The sequence below is a fragment of the Amycolatopsis sp. cg9 genome, from assembly GCF_041346945.1.
Taxonomy (GTDB): Bacteria; Actinomycetota; Actinomycetes; order Mycobacteriales; family Pseudonocardiaceae; genus Amycolatopsis.
The window spans coordinates 9,719,817-9,735,851 of the sequence record NZ_CP166850.1 but is presented as its reverse complement, the minus strand read 5'-3'; the positions used below and the strand labels follow the sequence as shown (position 1 = coordinate 9,735,851).

Sequence of the window (16,035 nt, the reverse complement as noted above, 5' to 3'; positions counted from 1 at the left end):
ATCCCGCCGGGTGAGCACCCCGGTCCCACATGGAGAACTAGTGTGTCATTGACTCATCACCTGAGCTCGGTCGTTCTGGCGCAGAGCGACAGCTGGATCACGTTCGACGTGAACGCGTTCCTCGACCAGTTCTGGAACAACACGTTCGACGGGCTGGCCTACGGCAGCATCTACGCGCTCGTGGCGCTGGGCTACACGCTCGTTTACGGCGTCCTGAAGCTCATCAACTTCGCCCACTCCGAGGTGTTCATCTACGGCGTCTACGCGACGTGGTTCACCTTCTACGGCCTCGGCTTCCGCCCCGGTAACACGCCCACGCTCACCGTGATCGAGCTGATCGGCTTCCTGCTGCTCGCGTTGCTGGCGTCGATGGCGATCTCCGGCGGTACGGCGGTGGTCCTCGAACGGGTCGCCTACCGGCCGCTGAGAAAACGCGGGGCACCCAAGCTCGTCTTCCTGATCACCGCGATCGGCGCCTCGTTCGTGCTGCAGCAGCTCATCTTCATCTGGCGCGGCGGCAACCCCGAGCTGGGCATCCGCCTCATGCGCAACCAGGAAGTCTTCACGCTCTTCGGCGGCAGCATCACCAACGTCACGATCATCACGGTCGTCGCGTCGATCCTGTTGATGCTGGGCGCCAACTACTTCGTCAACAAGACGAAGTTCGGGCGCGGCATCCGCGCCGTGGCGCAGGACCCGGACACCGCGACGCTGATGGGCGTCAACAAGGAACGCGTCATCATGCTGACCTTCCTCATCGGCGGCCTGCTCGCCGGTGCGGCGGCGCTGTTCTACATGATGAAGATCCCGCAGGGCGCGTGGTACCAGGGCGGCTTCCTGCTCGGCATCAAGGCGTTCACCGCGGCGGTGCTCGGCGGTATCGGCAACCTGCGCGGCGCGCTGCTGGGCGGCCTGCTGCTCGGCGTCGCGGAGAACTACGGCCAGTCGCTGTTCGGCGGCGGGTGGCGCGACATCGTCGCGTTCGTCCTGCTGGTGCTGGTCCTGATGATCCGGCCCACCGGCATCCTCGGTGAGTCGCTCGGAAAGGCCCGGGTATGACGACGACCACGACCCAGCCGGCGGTGGCGAACCCCGGCAAGCACTCGCTCCGCGAGCGCTGGAACAACCTGAGCCGCGTCCAGCAGTGGGTCGTCCTGATCCCGCTGGTGGTGCTGATCTACTTCCTGCCGGTGCTGAACCCGCCGATCCTGACCACCCAGCCGGGGTACGACTTCCCGATCGCGATGTTCGAGGTGGCCCGCTACGCGCTGGTCGCCATCGGCCTCAACGTCGTGGTCGGCCAGGCGGGCCTGCTGGACCTCGGGTACGTCGGGTTCTTCGCCATCGGCGCGTACGTGATGGCGCTGTTCACCAGCCCCGACTCGTCGCTGTCGCACCTGCCGTTCCTCGTCGTGCTGCCGATCGCCATGGTGGTGACGATGGTGTTCGGCGTGATCCTCGGGACACCGACGCTACGGCTGCGAGGGGACTACCTCGCGATCGTGACGCTCGGGTTCGGCGAGATCGTCCGCCTGCTCGCGGACAACGTCGGCCCGCTGCGCGGCAACTCCGGCTTCAAGGAGGTCGGGCACCCGCCGGGCACCAACGCCGACGGCTCGGCGCTGTTCAACAACTCGAACGGCACGCCGTGGTACTGGCTGTGCGTCACGCTGATCATCGCCGTCCTGTTCCTGGTCGGGAACCTGGAGCGCAGCCGCGTCGGCCGCGCGTGGGTCGCCATCCGGGACGACGAGGACGCGGCGGAGATCATGGGCGTGCCGACGTTCAAGTTCAAGATCTGGGCGTTCATCAGCGGCGCGGCGATCGGCGGCCTCTCCGGGGCGCTCTACGCCGGCCAGCTCGGCTTCGTGAACAACCAGAAGTTCGACGTCGTCACGTCGATGCTGTTCCTCGCCGCGGTGATCCTCGGCGGGTCGGGCAACAAGGTCGGCGTCCTCCTCGGCGCCTGCGTGGTCGCCTACGTCCCGCTGCGCTTCCAGGCGATCGCCGAGTACAAGTACCTGATCTTCGGCCTGGCGCTGATCATCCTGATGATCTTCCGGCCGCAGGGCCTGCTCGGCGCGCGCCAGCGGCTGCTCGCCTACGGCAGGCAGGCGTACCAGCGCTTGCTGGGCCGAGGTGAGCAGATCAGCAGCGACGGCGCGCTGCAGACCGAACCGACCCCGGGGAGCAAGTCATGACCGAGCCCCAGAACGGCGGGCCCGAGGTCGTCGCGGAGGGCGGCCTCGTCGCCGAACTGCAGCACATGACGGCGGAAGAGCGGGCCGAGCACGAAGCCGAGGTCGCCGAGGTCGTCGCGCCGGACCGCGACATCGAGGTCGAGGTCGGCGAGACGCTGCTCGAGGTCGACGACGTGACGATGCGCTTCGGCGGCCTCGTCGCGCTCGACCAGATCTCCTTCGGCATCCGCCGCGGCGAGATCCTCGGCCTGATCGGGCCGAACGGCGCGGGCAAGACGACGTGCTTCAACGCGATGACCGGCGTGTACCGGCCGACCTCGGGCGAGGTCCGGCTGGAGGGCAAGGCGCTGGGCAAGACGTCGCGGCACGGCATCACCCAGCTGGGCATCGCGCGGACGTTCCAGAACATCCGGCTCTTCAGCGAGATGACCGCGCTGGAGAACGTCGTCGTCGGCACCGACGCGCGGCACAAGACCAGCCTGCTCGGCGCGCTGGTCCGCTCCCCGCGGCACCACCGCGAGGAGAAGGCCGCCGTCGAGAAGGCGATGGCCCTGCTGGAGTTCGTCGGCATCGCCGACCGCGCGGCCGACCGGGCGAAGAACCTGCCCTACGGCTACCAGCGGCGCCTGGAGATCGCGCGGGCGCTGGCCACCGAGCCGAAGCTGCTCTGCCTGGACGAGCCCGCGGCGGGCTTCAACCCGGCGGAGAAGGAAGACCTGATGGGCCTGATCCGGACCATCCGCGACGACGGCTACACCGTGCTGCTCATCGAACACGACATGAAGCTCGTCATGGGCGTGACCGACCGGATCGTGGTGCTGGAGTTCGGCAAGAAGATCGCCGAAGGACTGCCCGCCGAGATCCGCGAGAACCCCGCGGTGATCGCGGCCTACCTGGGGGTGCCTGACGATGACGTTGCTTGAGTTGTCGGACGTGTCCGTCCACTACGGACGGATCCAGGCGGTCTCCGGGCTGTCCATTTCGGTCGAAGAGGGCGAGATCGTCACGCTGATCGGGGCCAACGGCGCCGGCAAGTCGACGACGATGCGGGCCATCTCGGGCATCCGGCCGATCTCGTCGGGCAAGATCACGTTCGCCGGCGAGGACATCTCCAAGCTGCGCGGCGACCTCCGGGTGGTCCGCGGCATCTCACAGGCGCCGGAAGGCCGCGGGATCTTCCCCGGCATGACGGTGATGGAGAACCTCGACATGGGCGCCTACGCCCGCAAGGACCGCAAGGACCTCGACACGGACCTGGAGCGGGTCTTCGAGCTGTTCCCGCGGCTGGCGGAGCGCAAGACGCAGATGGGCGGCACGATGTCCGGCGGCGAGCAGCAGATGCTCGCCATCGGGCGCGCGCTGATGGCGAAGCCGAAGCTGCTGCTGCTGGACGAGCCGTCGATGGGGCTCGCCCCGCAGTTCATCCAGCAGATCTTCCGGATCATCACGGAGATCAACAAGCAGGGCACCACGGTGCTGCTGGTGGAGCAGAACGCGCAGCAGGCGCTGTCCCGCGCCCACCGCGCGTACGTGCTCGAAACCGGCCGGATCACCAAGTCCGGCACCGGCAAGGAGCTCCTCGCGGACAACAGCATCAAGGAGGCCTACCTGGGCGTCGGCTGACGTTCCGGAAGCGTTCCACCCCGGCCCCGCGCGCTTCGGCGTGCGGGGCCGGTTGCTTGTGCGGTTCCTGTGCGGGACATGTGCGGCCGCGGGGCAGGCTGAGGACATGGTCACGGCGTCGATCCAGCTCGCGTGCCGGTGGGTCCCGGCGGTCGTCTTCGCCGTGTCCGCGCTGAGCAAGGTCCGCGGCCCGGCCGCGTTCACCGCTTTCGCGGCGTCCTTGCGGCCGTTCGGGTTCGTCGGTGCCCGGCGCACGGTGTGGCTGGCCGGTGCGATCGCTTTCGCGGAGGGCACCACGGCCGCCGCGCTCGCGGTCCGGCCGTGGCTGGGGTGCCTGCTGGCCGCGGCGCTGGCCTCGGTGTTCGCGATGGGGCTGACCAGCCGGATCCGGCGCGGCATCCGGGCCGAGTGCGGGTGCTTCGGCGGTTCCTCGCAGCCGATCGGGTACGGGCACGTCGTGCGCAGCGCGTGCCTCGTGCTCCTCGCGCTGGCCGGGCTGCCGGGGGTGTGGGGACCGGTGGTGCCACCGGAGCCGGCCGCGGGCCTGCTCGCGCTCGCTGGCGGCTCACTGGTCGCCGTCCTGGTGATCCGGCTCGACGACCTGCTCGACCTGTTCTTCGGTGAACTCAGGAACTGAAGGGGCGGAACATGTCTTCCTTGATCACGGCCGACATCGTGCTCGGCGTGCTCGGTGTGGTGAACCTCGTGCTGCTGCTCGGCGTCGTCCGGCGGCTGCGCGAGCACGCGAAGGCCATCGAGGCCGCTTCGGCGGGCGGGGGTGCGGCACCGGAGGTCATGATCGCGCCCGGGACGGCGCCGGGCGCGTTCACGACGTCGACCACCGACGGCGTGACCGTCTCGGGCGAGGGGCTCCCCGGTTCGGCGTTGATCGGGTTCTTCACCCCGCACTGCGGGGCCTGCACCGAGCAGCTGCCGCGGTTCCTCGAACGCGCGGAAGCCGAGCCGGGTGGCCGGGCGGCGGTGCTCGCGGTCGTGATCGGCACGGACCTCGACGAGGACACCCGGGCCATGGCGCGGTCGTTCGAACCCGTCGCGCACACCGTGATCGAGCCGCCCGACGGACCGGTCGCCTCGGCGTTCGGCGTCCGCGGCTTCCCCGCGGTCTGCGTCCTGGACGACGACGGCCGGATCGCTTCCCGCGGCTTCGTGCTGGAAGAGCTGACCGCACCGGTGGCCGGAGGCCGTGGTTGAGCGCTCGGCCGCGCCGGCGCGAACGGTACCGGCGCACGGCCGAGGCAGCACGGGACGCCCTCGCGCTCGCGACGCGGGCCGCGCCCGGCGCGGTGGTCGCGGACGTGGTGCTGACCGTGGTCGCCGGAGCGCTGCCGGTGCTCACGGCGTGGCTGACGAAGGTCGTGCTCGACGCGCTCGTGGCGGGCGGCACCGCCCCGGTCGTCCTGCCGGCGATCGCGCTGGCGGTCACCGGCGTGGCCACGGTGCTCGCCCAGCAGTCGGCGAGGTACGTCCGGGCCGCGCTCGGCCGGGCGGTCACGGAACTCGCGCAGGCGCGGCTCTACGAGGCACTCGGCCGCCTCCGGGGGCTGGCCCGGCTCGAAGACCCGCGGTTCCACGACCGGGTGCAGCTGGCCCAGTCGTTCGGGCGGTCGGCGCCCGGTGACGTCCTGGCCCGCGGGCTCGCCATCGCCCAGGCCTCGGTGACCCTGCTGGGTTTCCTCGGCACCTTGCTGACGGTCGGCCCGGTGTTCGCGGTCGTCGTCGCGCTCGCGGCGGTGCCCGCGCTCGCGGTGGAGCTGACCATCGGCCGCCGTCGGGCCGAGATGCTGGCCGCGACCGGGCACGGCCGCCGCCGTGAGCTGTTCTACGCGCAGCTGCTCACCGACCACCGCGCCGCCAAGGAGATCCGGCTGCTCGGCCTCGGCGCGCACTTCGGGGCCCGGATGCGGCGCGAAACGGCCGCGGTGCACCGGGAGGACCGCCGCGCGGACCGGCGCGAGCTGGTCGCACAGGCCCTGCTCGGCGCGGCGGGGGCCCTGATCGCCGGGTTCGGCCTCGTCTGGGCCGTCCGCGGCGCCCGGTCCGGGGAGCTGAGCATCGGCGACGTCTCCGTGTTCGCGGCGGCGGTGGCCGGGACGCAGGCCATGGTCCTGGCCGTTGTCCGCGACCTCGCGGCGGGCCACCAGGCGCTGCTGCTCTTCGGCCACTACGCGGCGGTCGTGCGCGCGGAGCCGGACCTGCCCGCGCCGCCCCGGCCCCGCCGCGTGGGCGAGCTGCGCGACCGGATCGAGCTGCGCGATGTCTGGTTCCGCTACCGCGAGGACGGGCCGTGGGTGCTGCGCGGGGTGAACCTGACGATCCGCCGCGGCGAGACGGTCGCGCTGGTCGGGGTGAACGGCGCGGGCAAGAGCACGCTGGTGAAGCTGCTCTGCCGGTTCTACGACCCGGTGGCAGGCAGCGTCACCTGGGACGGGGTCGACCTGCGCGAGCTGCGCGTCGACGAGCTGCGCGAACGGATCGGGGCGGTGTTCCAGGACTACATGACCTACGACCTGACCGCGCGGGAGAACATCGGCGTCGGGGACCTCGCCGCGCTCGACGACGACGACCGGCTGCACCGCGCCGCCCGGCGGGCGCAGGCCCACGACCTGCTGACCGCGTTGCCGCGCGGCTACGACACCCCGCTCACGCGGACCTACTTCGAAGACGAGGACCGCACTGCGGCCGACGCCGGCGTGCTGCTGTCCGGGGGACAGTGGCAGCGGATCGCCCTGGCCAGGGCCTTCCTCCGGGACCGCTGCGACCTGCTCGTGCTCGACGAACCGAGTGCGGGGCTGGACGCGGAGGCCGAGCACGACCTGCACACGCGGTTGCGGGCGTACCGGGACGGGCGGACCAGCGTCGTCATCGCCCACCGGCTGAGCGCGCTGCGCGACGCGGACCGCATCGCCGTCCTGGACGACGGCGAAGTCGCCGAGGAGGGCTCGCACGCCGAGCTGATGACCGAGCCCGGGAGCCGCTACGGCCGGCTCTTCCGGCTCCAGTCGCGCGGGTACGGGGCGGGCGAAGCGGAATTGGCGAGCCGGTCGTGACCGGCTGGCTCTGGGCGGCCGTCGCCGCGGTGGCCGGGGTGGTGCTGATCCGGTGGGCCCGGCGGCGCTGGTTCGTCGCCGTCGTGTCCGGGCTCAGCATGGCGCCCGCGTTCCGGGACGGCCAGCGCGTCCTCTGCCGCCGGGCCGGGAAGATCCGCCGCGGCGGGGTGGTCGTCGTCGAACACCCGGGCCGGGCCGGGCCGCGGGCACTGGGCCCCGGCCACCTCGTCAAGCGCGTCGCGGCGATCCCCGGCGACCCGGTCCCCCGTGCGGGGCTGCCGGCCCTCGCGGACCGGCCGGAGGACCGGGTGCCGGCGGGCATGCTCGTGCTGCTCGGCGACGCGAAGGGAAGCATCGATTCGGCCGAGCTCGGCTACTTCCCGGTCGGCCGGGTCGTCGGTGTCGTGACGACCCGGCCGGTTCAGCAGCTGACGGCGGAGTAGATGCAGGAATCGCAGTAGTGGGTGCAGTCGCAGTTGAAGTAGCAGGTCCGGTAGTACTTCCGGTAGCCGCTGCCGTATTGGTAACAGCCGCAGTACTGCAGGAAGTCCCCCGAACACGGGCAGGCCGCTTTCGCGGTCACCCGCGGCACGACGAGTCCGAGGATCCGGTCACCGAGCGCGGCCACGCCTTGGACTGCTTGGTCGAGTTTCGGGCTCAGCTGGAGCATCCGCGTGATCCTTTCGATCCGTGGAGCGGGCTGGTTTGCTGGTCTGGTCCATCGTCGCCGCTCGCCGCACAGCGCGAGCACACCCGCCGCACACGGCGGCACGGAAGGGATTTCGGCGCAGGAGAGGCAAAACACCAGGAGGGCGGCCCGGACGGGCCGGAGGAGGGGAGCGGAGCATGGCGTTCGTGCGTGGTGCGGCCGAGGGGGAAATCGAATTCCGGTTGCTCGGCCCGCTCGAAGTGTGTGCCAGGGGCCGCCGGCTCGCGGTGGGCGGGCCGCGGCAGCGGGCGGTGCTGGCCGCGTTGCTGCTGCGGGCGGACCGGGTGGCGACGATCGACTACCTGGCCCGCGCGGTCTGGGGCAGACCACCGGTGTCGATGCGGGCGAACCTGCGGACCTACGTCGCGGCGCTGCGGCGGGTGCTCGGCGATCCCGGTGACGGCCGGCGCATCGTCACCCAGCCCGACGGCTACCGCCTGGTGGTGCGGCGCGACGAATGCGACGTCGCCCGGTTCGAGGACTGGCGGCTTTCCGGCGACCGGGCCGAACGCGCCGGGGAGACCGAGCAGGCGGCGCGGTGCTACGACCGCGCCCTCGCGGTCTGGCGGGGCAGCCTGCTCGACGGGCTGCCGGCCGTGGGACAGGTCCTTCGCGCCGAAGCGGACCGGTGGGAGGAACGCCGGCTCGCCGTCCTGGAACGCAGCGTCGAGGTCCGGCTGCTGCTCGGCGCGCACGAAGACGTGCTCGACGCGTTGTACGACGCGGTCGCCGAACACCCGTTGCGGGAACGCTTCTGGGGCCAGCTGATGCGGGGCCTCTACGCGTCGGGGCGCCGGGCGGAAGCGCTGGACACCTACCGGCGGGCGCGCGGGTTCCTCGTCGCCGAACTGGGGGTGGAGCCGGGCGAGCACCTCCAGGGGATCCAGCAGGTGATCCTCGACGGCACGCTGGTCGGCGACACCTGCTGAGGCGTCGACAACCACCGGTTGTCGTCGCGGCCGGAACGGCTGTTGGACCCGGTCGTCTTCTCGCGGTTTCCTTGGGGCACAACGAAAACCGAGGGAGCACGAGATGATCGAGGGTATCGCGGCCGGGGTGCCGTTCGTGGCGGTGCCGCCGGCGGACGCGGGCGCGCCGGCGGCGCTGGTGGTGGGCTGGCACCTGATGGACGCGCCGGCGAGCGAGCAGGCGATGGCCGAAGCCGTGCCGATGGCGGGGCTCCAGGCGTGGCGGGTGTACCTCGGCCTGCCGCTGAGCGGCGCGCGGCTGCCCGAAGGCGGTTACGACGAAGTCTTCCGGCGGGCGAACGAGGACGCCGTGCTCGACGTGTTCGAGCCGGTGACCGAGCAGGCGGCGGGCGAGTTCCCGGCGGCGCTGGCCGAGCTGCGCGACCGGCTGCCGGGCGCGAGCGGGCCGCTCGGGGTGTTCGGCGGCTCGGCCGGGGCGCTCGTGGCGCTGGAGGTGCTGGCGCGCGGGGACGCCGGGATCGCGGCCGCCGCGGTGGCCAGCCCGGTCGTCCAGCTCGCGCCGATGATCGCCGCCAACGAGCGGCGCTTCGGGGTGACCTACGGGTGGACCGCGAGGTCCCGCGCGGTCGCCGCGCGCTACGACTACGTCGACCGGGCGGCCGAGCTGACCGCGCCGCTGCTGCTGGTCGCCGGGGCGGCCGACGACGTCGCCGTGCGCGAGCCGGCCGCGGCCCTGCACGAGAAGCTGGGGGCCGAGCTGGTCACGGTCGAGGGCATGGCGCACGAGTTCCCGCCGGGGACGCCGGAAGCGGCCCGCGTCGACGCCGCCTTCAGCGAGTGGTTCGCGCGGAAGCTGCGAGGCTGACGTCGTCGTCCGGCACCCAGGCGTGCGCCGGGTCGTAGGCGCACCAGCCCTCTTCGCGGCTGGTGCGCCCGGCCAGCGCCATCAGCCGCTTCAGCGCCGGGTGCGCCTTCCCGCGCCGCCAGACCAGCGACCACGGGAACAGCGGCGACGGCTCGAACGGCAGCACCTTCAGGTTCAGATCCGGCGCGAGCTCCATGTCCGCGCCGGCCAGCGTGACGCGTCGCTTGCCGTAGCGGGTCTGCTCGAGGGTGTGGCGCAGGTCGTAGCTGACGCCGGAGTCGTCGACCGGCACGCCGAAGCGGGTGCACAGCTCGTTCACGTAGGACAGCCATTCGGCCGGGCCGCCGTGGCCGGGCAGCCAGATCCCGTCGGCGCGCAGGTCGATCAGCGGGAGGGCGTCCTGCACGGCGAGGGGGTGTTCCGGGGCGAGCAGGGCGACCAGCGGCTCGAGCCGGACGACCCGGTGCTCCAGCTCGTCCGGCAGTGGCCGCCCGAAGCCGTTCACCCGGCCGAACGCGGCGTCGAGCTCGCCGGACAGCAGCTTCTCGACGGCGTTGGCGAACCCGCCGCCGGCGACCTTGTCCACCCGAAGCGCCGGCTCCCGCTCGGCGAGCCGGCGCAGCAGGAACATCGGGGAGAGGCGGTAGTCGAGCAGGTCGAGGCGCAGCGGCCGGTCGTCGGCGCCCATGGCCGCCACCGCGGCGTCGGCCACCCGCACCAGTTCGCGCGCGTGCGGGAGGAACCGCTCGCCCTCGGCGGTCAGTTCGACCGACCGGTTGGTGCGCACGAACAACGGCGTCGCGAGGGCGTCCTCGAGCTTGCGGATGCGCTTGGACAGCGCTTGCTGGGTGAGGAACAGCGCCTGGGCGGCCCGGCCGAAGTGGCGCTGCTCGGCGGTCACCACGAATGCCCGCACCTGGGCGACGTCGAGGTCCACGGCTCAGGCGCCCGGCGGGCGGTCCCGGACGACGCAGGTGAGCCGGGCGGTGCAGGTGCGGCGGCCCTCGTCGTCGGTCAGCACGATCTCCGCGGTGATCGTGCCGCGGCCGACGTGCAGCGGCGTCGCGACCCCGGTGACCGTGCCCGCGCGGACCGCCCGGTGGTGCGTGCAGGACAGCTCGAGTCCCATCGCCGCCCGGCCGGGGCCCGCGTTCAGCGCCGCGACCGTCGAGCCCAGCGCCTCGGCGAGCACCGCGTTCGCGCCGCCGTGCAGCAGGCCGTACGGCTGGAGGTTGCCCTCGACCGGGATCGTGCCGACCACGCGTTCGGCCGTCGCTTCGAGCAGCTTCATGCCGATCTTGTCGTTCAGCTGCTGGTCCGCCGCCGCCGGGTCGATGCCCGACAGCCGCTCCACGTCGATGGGGGCGGCACTGTCCGTCACACAAAGCTCCTGTTCCTATGCGACACGTAAGAGTGTCGGACCCTCAGCCTAGACTCGGGCCCGTGAGCCCGAGTGAGAAGACGACCGTTGCCAACGCCACAGGATCGACCGGTGTCGCCGAGCGCCCGAAGCTGCTGCTGATCGACGGCCATTCGATGGCCTACCGCGCTTTCTTCGCGCTGCCCGCGGAGAACTTCAAGACCAAGACCGGCCAGGTCACGAACGCGGTCTTCGGCTTCACCTCGATGCTCATCAACCTGCTGCGCGACGAAGCGCCGACCCATCTGGCGGTGGCGTTCGACCTCTCGCGCAAGACGTTCCGCTCGGAGACGTACGCGGAGTACAAGGCGAACCGCAGCTCGACGCCGGACGAGTTCCGCGGCCAGGTCGACCTGGTCAAGGAAGTCCTCGACGTGCTCGGGATCCCGTCGCTGACGAAGGAGAACTTCGAGGCCGACGACATCATCGCCACGCTCACCACGCAGGCGACGGCGGCGGACTTCGACGTCCTGATCTGTACCGGCGACCGGGACGCGCTGCAGCTGGTCACCGAGCAGGTGACCGTGCTCTACCCGAAGCGCGGCGTGTCGGAGATGACCCGGTTCACGCCGGACGCCGTCGAGGAGAAGTACGGGCTCACCCCGCGGCAGTACCCGGACTTCGCGGCGCTGCGCGGCGACCCCTCGGACAACCTGCCGAACATCCCGGGCGTCGGGGAGAAGACCGCGGCCAAGTGGATCAAGCAGTTCGGCTCGCTCGACGACCTGATCGACCGCGTCGACGAAGTAAAAGGGAAAGCGGGGGAGGCCCTCCGGGCGCACCTCAGCTCGGTCCAGCTGAACCGGCAGCTCACGGAGCTGATCCGGGACGTCGAGCTGGAGATCGGCCCGGCCGGGCTGGAGCTGCGCCCGTGGGACCGCGAAGCCGTGCACGCGCTGTTCGACGAGCTGGAGTTCCGCGTGCTGCGGGACAGGCTGTTCGCGACGCTGCAGAGCGCCGAGCCGGAGGCCGACGAGGGCTTCGAGGTCTCCGGTGCCGCGCTCGCGCCCGGCGCGCTGGGCGCGTGGCTGACGTCGCACGCGGGCAAGGGACAGCCGGTGGCGCTGGCGTTCCGCACGGTGGGCGCGTCGGTCCGCTCCGACCTGCGCGCGGTCGCTTTCGCGGCGGCCGACGGCGAAGGCGCGTATGTCGACGTCACGGCGATGGACCAGGCCGACGACGCCGCGCTGGCCGCGTGGTTCGCCGACCCGGGGATCCGCAAGACCGGCCACGACCTCAAGGTCCCGCTGCACGCGATCCGCGCCCGCGGCTGGGCGCTGGCCGGGCTCGCCATGGACACCGCGCTGGCCGCGTACCTGGTGCGCCCGGGGCAGCGCACGTTCGAGCTGGACGACCTCGCGCTGCGCTACCTGCACCGCGAGCTGCGCTCGGAGACCGACGGCGGCGACGGGCAGCTGTCGCTGCTCGACGGCGGCGCGGAAGGCCTGGAGCAGAAGGAGATCCAGGAAGAGCTCGTCAAGGCGCGCGCCATCTTCGAGCTGGCCGGCGCGCTCGAAAAGGAGCTGGAGCAGATCGGCGGGGCGAAGCTGCTCGCCGAGCTGGAGCTGCCGCTGCTGGAGGTGATCACCGAGCTGGAGATCGCCGGGGTCGCCGTCGACCTGGAGCAGCTGACGACGCTGGAAGCGCACTACCTTTCGCGCGTCACGCAGGCGGCCGAAGAGGCGTACGCGGTGATCGGCAAGCAGATCAACCTCGGCTCGCCGAAGCAGCTGCAGGTCGTGCTGTTCGACGAGCTCGGCATGCCGAAGACCAAGCGCACCAAGACCGGCTACACGACCGACGCCGAGGCGCTGCAGGGCCTGTTCGAGAAGACCGAACACCCGTTCCTGCAGCACATGCTGGAGCACCGGGACGCGACGAAGCTGCGCACGACCGTGGAGGGGCTGATCAAGTCCGTCGCCGACGACGGGCGCATCCACACCACGCTGCTGCAGACGATCGCGGCCACCGGGCGGCTGTCCTCGACCGAGCCGAACCTGCAGAACATCCCGGTCCGCACCGAGGAAGGCCGCCGCATCCGCGACGCGTTCGTCGTCGGCGAGGGCTTCACCGAGCTGATGACCGCGGACTACAGCCAGATCGAAATGCGGATCATGGCGCACCTGTCGAAGGACGAGGGCCTGATCGAGGCGTTCAACTCCGGCGAGGACCTGCACACGTTCGTGGCGTCGCGGGCGTTCTCGATGCCGCCGGAGGAGATCACGCCGGAGCTGCGCTACCGCGTCAAGGCGATGTCGTACGGCCTCGCGTACGGGCTGTCGGCGTACGGGCTTTCGCAGCAGCTGCGGATTTCCACCGAGGACGCCAAGTCCCAGATGGAGGCGTACTTCGACCGCTTCGGCGGCGTGCGCGACTACCTCCACTCGGTCGTCGGCGTCGCGGCGAAGAACGGCTACACCGAAACGGTCTTCGGCCGCCGCCGCTACCTGCCGGACCTCAACAGCGACAACCGCCAGCGCCGCGAGATGGCCGAGCGGATGGCGCTCAACGCCCCGATCCAGGGCAGCGCGGCGGACATCATCAAGGTCGCGATGCTCAACGTCCACCGTGAACTCGTCAAGGCGAAGCTGAAGAGCCGGATCCTGCTGCAGGTCCACGACGAACTCGTGCTGGAGGTCGCCGAGGGGGAGCGCGAGCAGCTGGAGACGCTGGTGCGCCACGGCATGGGCTCGGCGTACGACCTCGCGGTGCCCCTGGAGGTCTCGGTCGGCTACGGGCGATCCTGGAACGAAGCCGCGCACTAGATTCACGCAGCGTCACGACCCGGATCACCGGGTCGTGACGCGGGTGTACTCGGGCGGCCGTCGTCGGACGCCGGTGGCCGCGGCGATGCTGGCCTCCATGGCCAGTGACTTCCAGCGACGCAAGATCTCCGTCGTCTTCGGCGCCATGGACGCCGACGAAGACGGGTACCTGACCGAGTCCGATTTCCGGGCCCTCACGGCGAGGTGGCTCGACGTGCGCGGCACCGACGGCGGCACGCCCGAGGGCGAGAAGCTCGCCGCGATCATGATGGGCTGGTGGGCGACCCTGCGCGACGCGTCCGACCGCGACCGTGACGGCAAGGTCTCCCTCGACGAGGTCCTCGGCGTCGTCGACGAGCTCCCGCGGATGCCCGGCGCGGTCACCGGAACGGCCTCGGCGATGTTCGAGGCGGTCGACGAAAACGGCGACGGCGCGATCTCGGCGGCGGAGTTCCGCCGGATGATCGAGGCGTGGAGCGGCCCGGCGACGGCCACCGCGGAGGCGTTCGAGCTCCTGGACACCGACGGCGACGGCCGCCTGTCCCGCGACGAGTTCGCCGGCCACTGGTACGAGTTCTGGGCCGGCGACGACCCGGCCGCGCCGGGCAGCTGGGTGTTCGGCCGGGTTTGACGGTTCGGCGGTGCAGTACCGGGTGATCTTTCGGGCAGACCGGCGGACGGGGGCACGGTCCCGGTGAGCGGTCTTCCCGGGGGCTCGTTCAGTCATCCGCGTACGAAAACCGTTGGCATTGCGACGAACGGAGGACTCCGTTCGGGTGAGCCATTACCGCTGGGTAGGGAGGTCGGCGCCCGCGGCGCGGCGATCACGGCGTAGGGTCCGCCGAATGGGGTTCGAGCGTGAGCGACGACGCTGGCGGGTCCGGCTGCACGACGAACTCGGCCGGGTGTGCGGGGCGGGCACGGTACTGGACGAGTACCACGTGCTCACGAGCGCGCACGTCGTCGAGACCGCCGGCGGGCCTAAGTCCGCGCTGACCGTCGACTTCGTCGGCCTGGCCGAGGCGCTGCCCGGCACCGCGACCGTCGTCGAGGGCTGCTGGGTGCCGTCCGACGGCGGCGGGCACGGCGATCTCGCCCTGCTGCGCCTGGATCGCCCCGAGTCGCGCGTGTTCCGCGCGCCGCTGCACCGCATGCCGCTCGGTGAGCACCAGCTCGTGCGCGCGTTCGGGTTCCCGCCCGGCTCGGTCGGCCGGTGGACCCACGCCCGGCTCGGCGCCCCGGAACCGACCGGCGGCGAGTGGGTCCGCCTGTTCCGCACCGCCGAAGCCGAACCGCTCGGCCCCGGGTTCGGCGGCACGGCGGTGCTCGACGAGGCGACCGGCCACGTCGTCGGCGTGGTCGTCGGCAAGGACACCGGGACGTGGATGGTGCCCGTCGAGACGATGCTCGGCCACCTGCCGCAGCTGAGCATCTGGACGTCCGGCAGCCCGGCCGTCGACGCCAGCTTCTCGCGCCCGGTCGGCGAAGCCGTCGACGTCTCCTTCGTGCAGCAGGTGGCGGACTGGTTCGCGAAAGCCGAGCCCGGCACGGTCTGGGTGGTCGACACCGGCGAGGCGGGCTCGCCCGTCGCGGCGGCCCTGCGGTTCGGCATCGTCCTCGCCGACCGCGAACGCTCCCTCGGCGTGGCCGGCCTGCCGCCCGCGTTCGGGCCGATGCCGCCGGCGGGCAGCGTCGACCTGGCCGTCGACGCGACCGGGCGCACCGCCGACGCCGTCCGCCACCGCATCGCCGACCGGCTGACGAACGGGGTCGCCGGCCGCACGCTGGTCGTCGACGCGATCGACGACTCCGCCGAACCCGACCGGCTGGTCGGCGAGGTGCTCGCGCCCCTGGCCGGCCGCGCGGCCGAGCTGGGACTGCGCCTGCTGCTCGGCTTCCGCGAGGAGTCGTCGCCCGGCGTGGCGGCGGTGCGCGCGGGCACGGCCGCGGCCCGCCCGGCCCCGGACGACCTCGCCGGCCGGCTCGAGGTGCTGACGCAGGCCGTCGAGGAGCTGGCGGAGATCGAGGCCTACCAGCTGCGCGTGGCGACGCGCTTCACCGGCGTGGCGATGCTCCCGGCCCGCGCCCACCGCCTCCGCGGCGCCCTCAAGCAGCTGCGCTCGGCCGAGGTCGACGGCGACGCGGAGTGGGTGGAGCGCCACATCGACAGCCACGAGCACGCGGTCGCCCCGGCGGTCGAAGACGGCCGCCGCCAGCGCGCGGTCCTCGACGGCCTGATGGCCCGCCGCGAGGAACTGCGCGCCCGGCTCGCGGGCGACCACGAGCTGGCCCGCGAGCACGGCCTGGAGAGCGACCCGGAACTGGACCAGGCGTACGTCCCGGCGAAGCGCCTGCTGATCGACGGCCCCTGCGAGCTGACGGCAGCGGCCACCGCGGTCGACACGTACGCGGCAGCGGTCCGGGCCCGCCTGGAAGACCGCGGCTGACGCGGCTG

Annotated in this window: 16 protein-coding genes; 13 read left to right on the top strand and 3 right to left on the bottom strand. The window is 72.0% G+C overall.

Annotated features, from left to right (window positions below):
* Window positions 1-48 precede the first annotated feature (48 nt).
* The 8 genes from AB5J73_RS44675 (at window position 49) to AB5J73_RS44640 (ending at window position 7,335) form a co-directional block, all read left to right on the top strand.
* Window positions 49-1,059: a branched-chain amino acid ABC transporter permease gene (locus tag AB5J73_RS44675; protein WP_370973516.1), complete on the top strand. Its 1,011-nt coding sequence runs from the start codon at window positions 49-51 to the stop codon at window positions 1,057-1,059.
* Window positions 1,056-2,201, top strand: coding sequence for a branched-chain amino acid ABC transporter permease (locus tag AB5J73_RS44670; protein WP_370965642.1), 1,146 nt, complete (start codon window positions 1,056-1,058; stop codon window positions 2,199-2,201). The genes AB5J73_RS44675 and AB5J73_RS44670 overlap by 4 nt, the downstream gene beginning before the upstream one ends.
* Complete coding sequence (locus tag AB5J73_RS44665) at window positions 2,198-3,124, top strand: ABC transporter ATP-binding protein (RefSeq protein ID WP_370965640.1); 927 nt, start codon at window positions 2,198-2,200, stop codon at window positions 3,122-3,124. The genes AB5J73_RS44670 and AB5J73_RS44665 overlap by 4 nt, the downstream gene beginning before the upstream one ends.
* Complete coding sequence (locus tag AB5J73_RS44660; protein ID WP_370965638.1) at window positions 3,111-3,824, top strand: ABC transporter ATP-binding protein; 714 nt, start codon at window positions 3,111-3,113, stop codon at window positions 3,822-3,824. Before AB5J73_RS44665 ends, AB5J73_RS44660 begins: the two co-directional genes overlap by 14 nt.
* 106 nt (window positions 3,825-3,930) lie before the next feature.
* The gene (locus tag AB5J73_RS44655) at window positions 3,931-4,461 is read left to right on the top strand and encodes a MauE/DoxX family redox-associated membrane protein (protein WP_370965636.1); all 531 of its coding nucleotides are present in this window, start codon (window positions 3,931-3,933) and stop codon (window positions 4,459-4,461) included.
* An 11-nt stretch (window positions 4,462-4,472) separates the two neighbouring features.
* A complete protein-coding gene (locus AB5J73_RS44650) occupies window positions 4,473-5,036 on the top strand; it encodes a TlpA family protein disulfide reductase (RefSeq protein ID WP_370965634.1) in 564 nt (187 codons plus the stop codon).
* A complete protein-coding gene (locus tag AB5J73_RS44645) occupies window positions 5,033-6,892 on the top strand; it encodes an ABC transporter ATP-binding protein (protein WP_370965632.1) in 1,860 nt (619 codons plus the stop codon). The genes AB5J73_RS44650 and AB5J73_RS44645 overlap by 4 nt, the downstream gene beginning before the upstream one ends.
* Window positions 6,889-7,335, top strand: a complete 447-nt coding sequence (locus AB5J73_RS44640) for a S26 family signal peptidase (RefSeq protein ID WP_370965630.1) — start codon at window positions 6,889-6,891, stop codon at window positions 7,333-7,335. The genes AB5J73_RS44645 and AB5J73_RS44640 overlap by 4 nt, the downstream gene beginning before the upstream one ends.
* On the opposite strand, the gene AB5J73_RS44635 is transcribed toward AB5J73_RS44640, so the two are convergent.
* Window positions 7,314-7,562: a hypothetical protein gene (locus AB5J73_RS44635; RefSeq protein WP_370965628.1), complete on the bottom strand. Its 249-nt coding sequence runs from the start codon at window positions 7,560-7,562 to the stop codon at window positions 7,314-7,316. The genes AB5J73_RS44640 and AB5J73_RS44635 overlap by 22 nt on opposite strands.
* Before the next feature lie 176 nt (window positions 7,563-7,738).
* Between AB5J73_RS44635 and AB5J73_RS44630 the strand changes: the two genes are divergently transcribed.
* Both AB5J73_RS44630 and AB5J73_RS44625 read left to right on the top strand, forming a co-directional pair.
* Window positions 7,739-8,530, top strand: a complete 792-nt coding sequence (locus AB5J73_RS44630) for a BTAD domain-containing putative transcriptional regulator (RefSeq protein ID WP_370965626.1) — start codon at window positions 7,739-7,741, stop codon at window positions 8,528-8,530.
* A gap of 103 nt (window positions 8,531-8,633) precedes the next feature.
* The gene (locus AB5J73_RS44625) at window positions 8,634-9,395 is read left to right on the top strand and encodes an alpha/beta hydrolase family protein (RefSeq protein ID WP_370965624.1); all 762 of its coding nucleotides are present in this window, start codon (window positions 8,634-8,636) and stop codon (window positions 9,393-9,395) included.
* Here the strand turns inward: AB5J73_RS44625 and AB5J73_RS44620 are convergent.
* Both AB5J73_RS44620 and AB5J73_RS44615 read right to left on the bottom strand, forming a co-directional pair.
* Entirely contained in the window at window positions 9,361-10,332 is a 972-nt protein-coding gene (locus AB5J73_RS44620; RefSeq protein WP_370965622.1) for a LysR family transcriptional regulator, read from the bottom strand. The genes AB5J73_RS44625 and AB5J73_RS44620 overlap by 35 nt on opposite strands.
* A 3-nt stretch (window positions 10,333-10,335) precedes the next feature.
* Entirely contained in the window at window positions 10,336-10,776 is a 441-nt protein-coding gene (locus AB5J73_RS44615; protein ID WP_086858832.1) for a PaaI family thioesterase, read from the bottom strand.
* A gap of 62 nt (window positions 10,777-10,838) precedes the next feature.
* On the opposite strand from AB5J73_RS44615, the gene polA reads away from it, so the two are divergent.
* The 3 genes from polA to AB5J73_RS44600 all read left to right on the top strand — a co-directional run bounded on the left by polA (window position 10,839) and on the right by AB5J73_RS44600 (window position 16,027).
* Window positions 10,839-13,580: a DNA polymerase I gene (polA, locus tag AB5J73_RS44610; protein ID WP_370965619.1), complete on the top strand. Its 2,742-nt coding sequence runs from the start codon at window positions 10,839-10,841 to the stop codon at window positions 13,578-13,580.
* Between the two features lie 85 nt (window positions 13,581-13,665).
* Window positions 13,666-14,211, top strand: a complete 546-nt coding sequence (locus tag AB5J73_RS44605) for an EF-hand domain-containing protein (RefSeq protein ID WP_370973514.1) — start codon at window positions 13,666-13,668, stop codon at window positions 14,209-14,211.
* A 214-nt stretch (window positions 14,212-14,425) separates the two neighbouring features.
* Window positions 14,426-16,027 (top strand): trypsin-like peptidase domain-containing protein, encoded by a 1,602-nt coding sequence (locus AB5J73_RS44600; protein ID WP_370965617.1) that lies wholly within the window; start codon window positions 14,426-14,428, stop codon window positions 16,025-16,027.
* Window positions 16,028-16,035 lie beyond the last annotated feature (8 nt).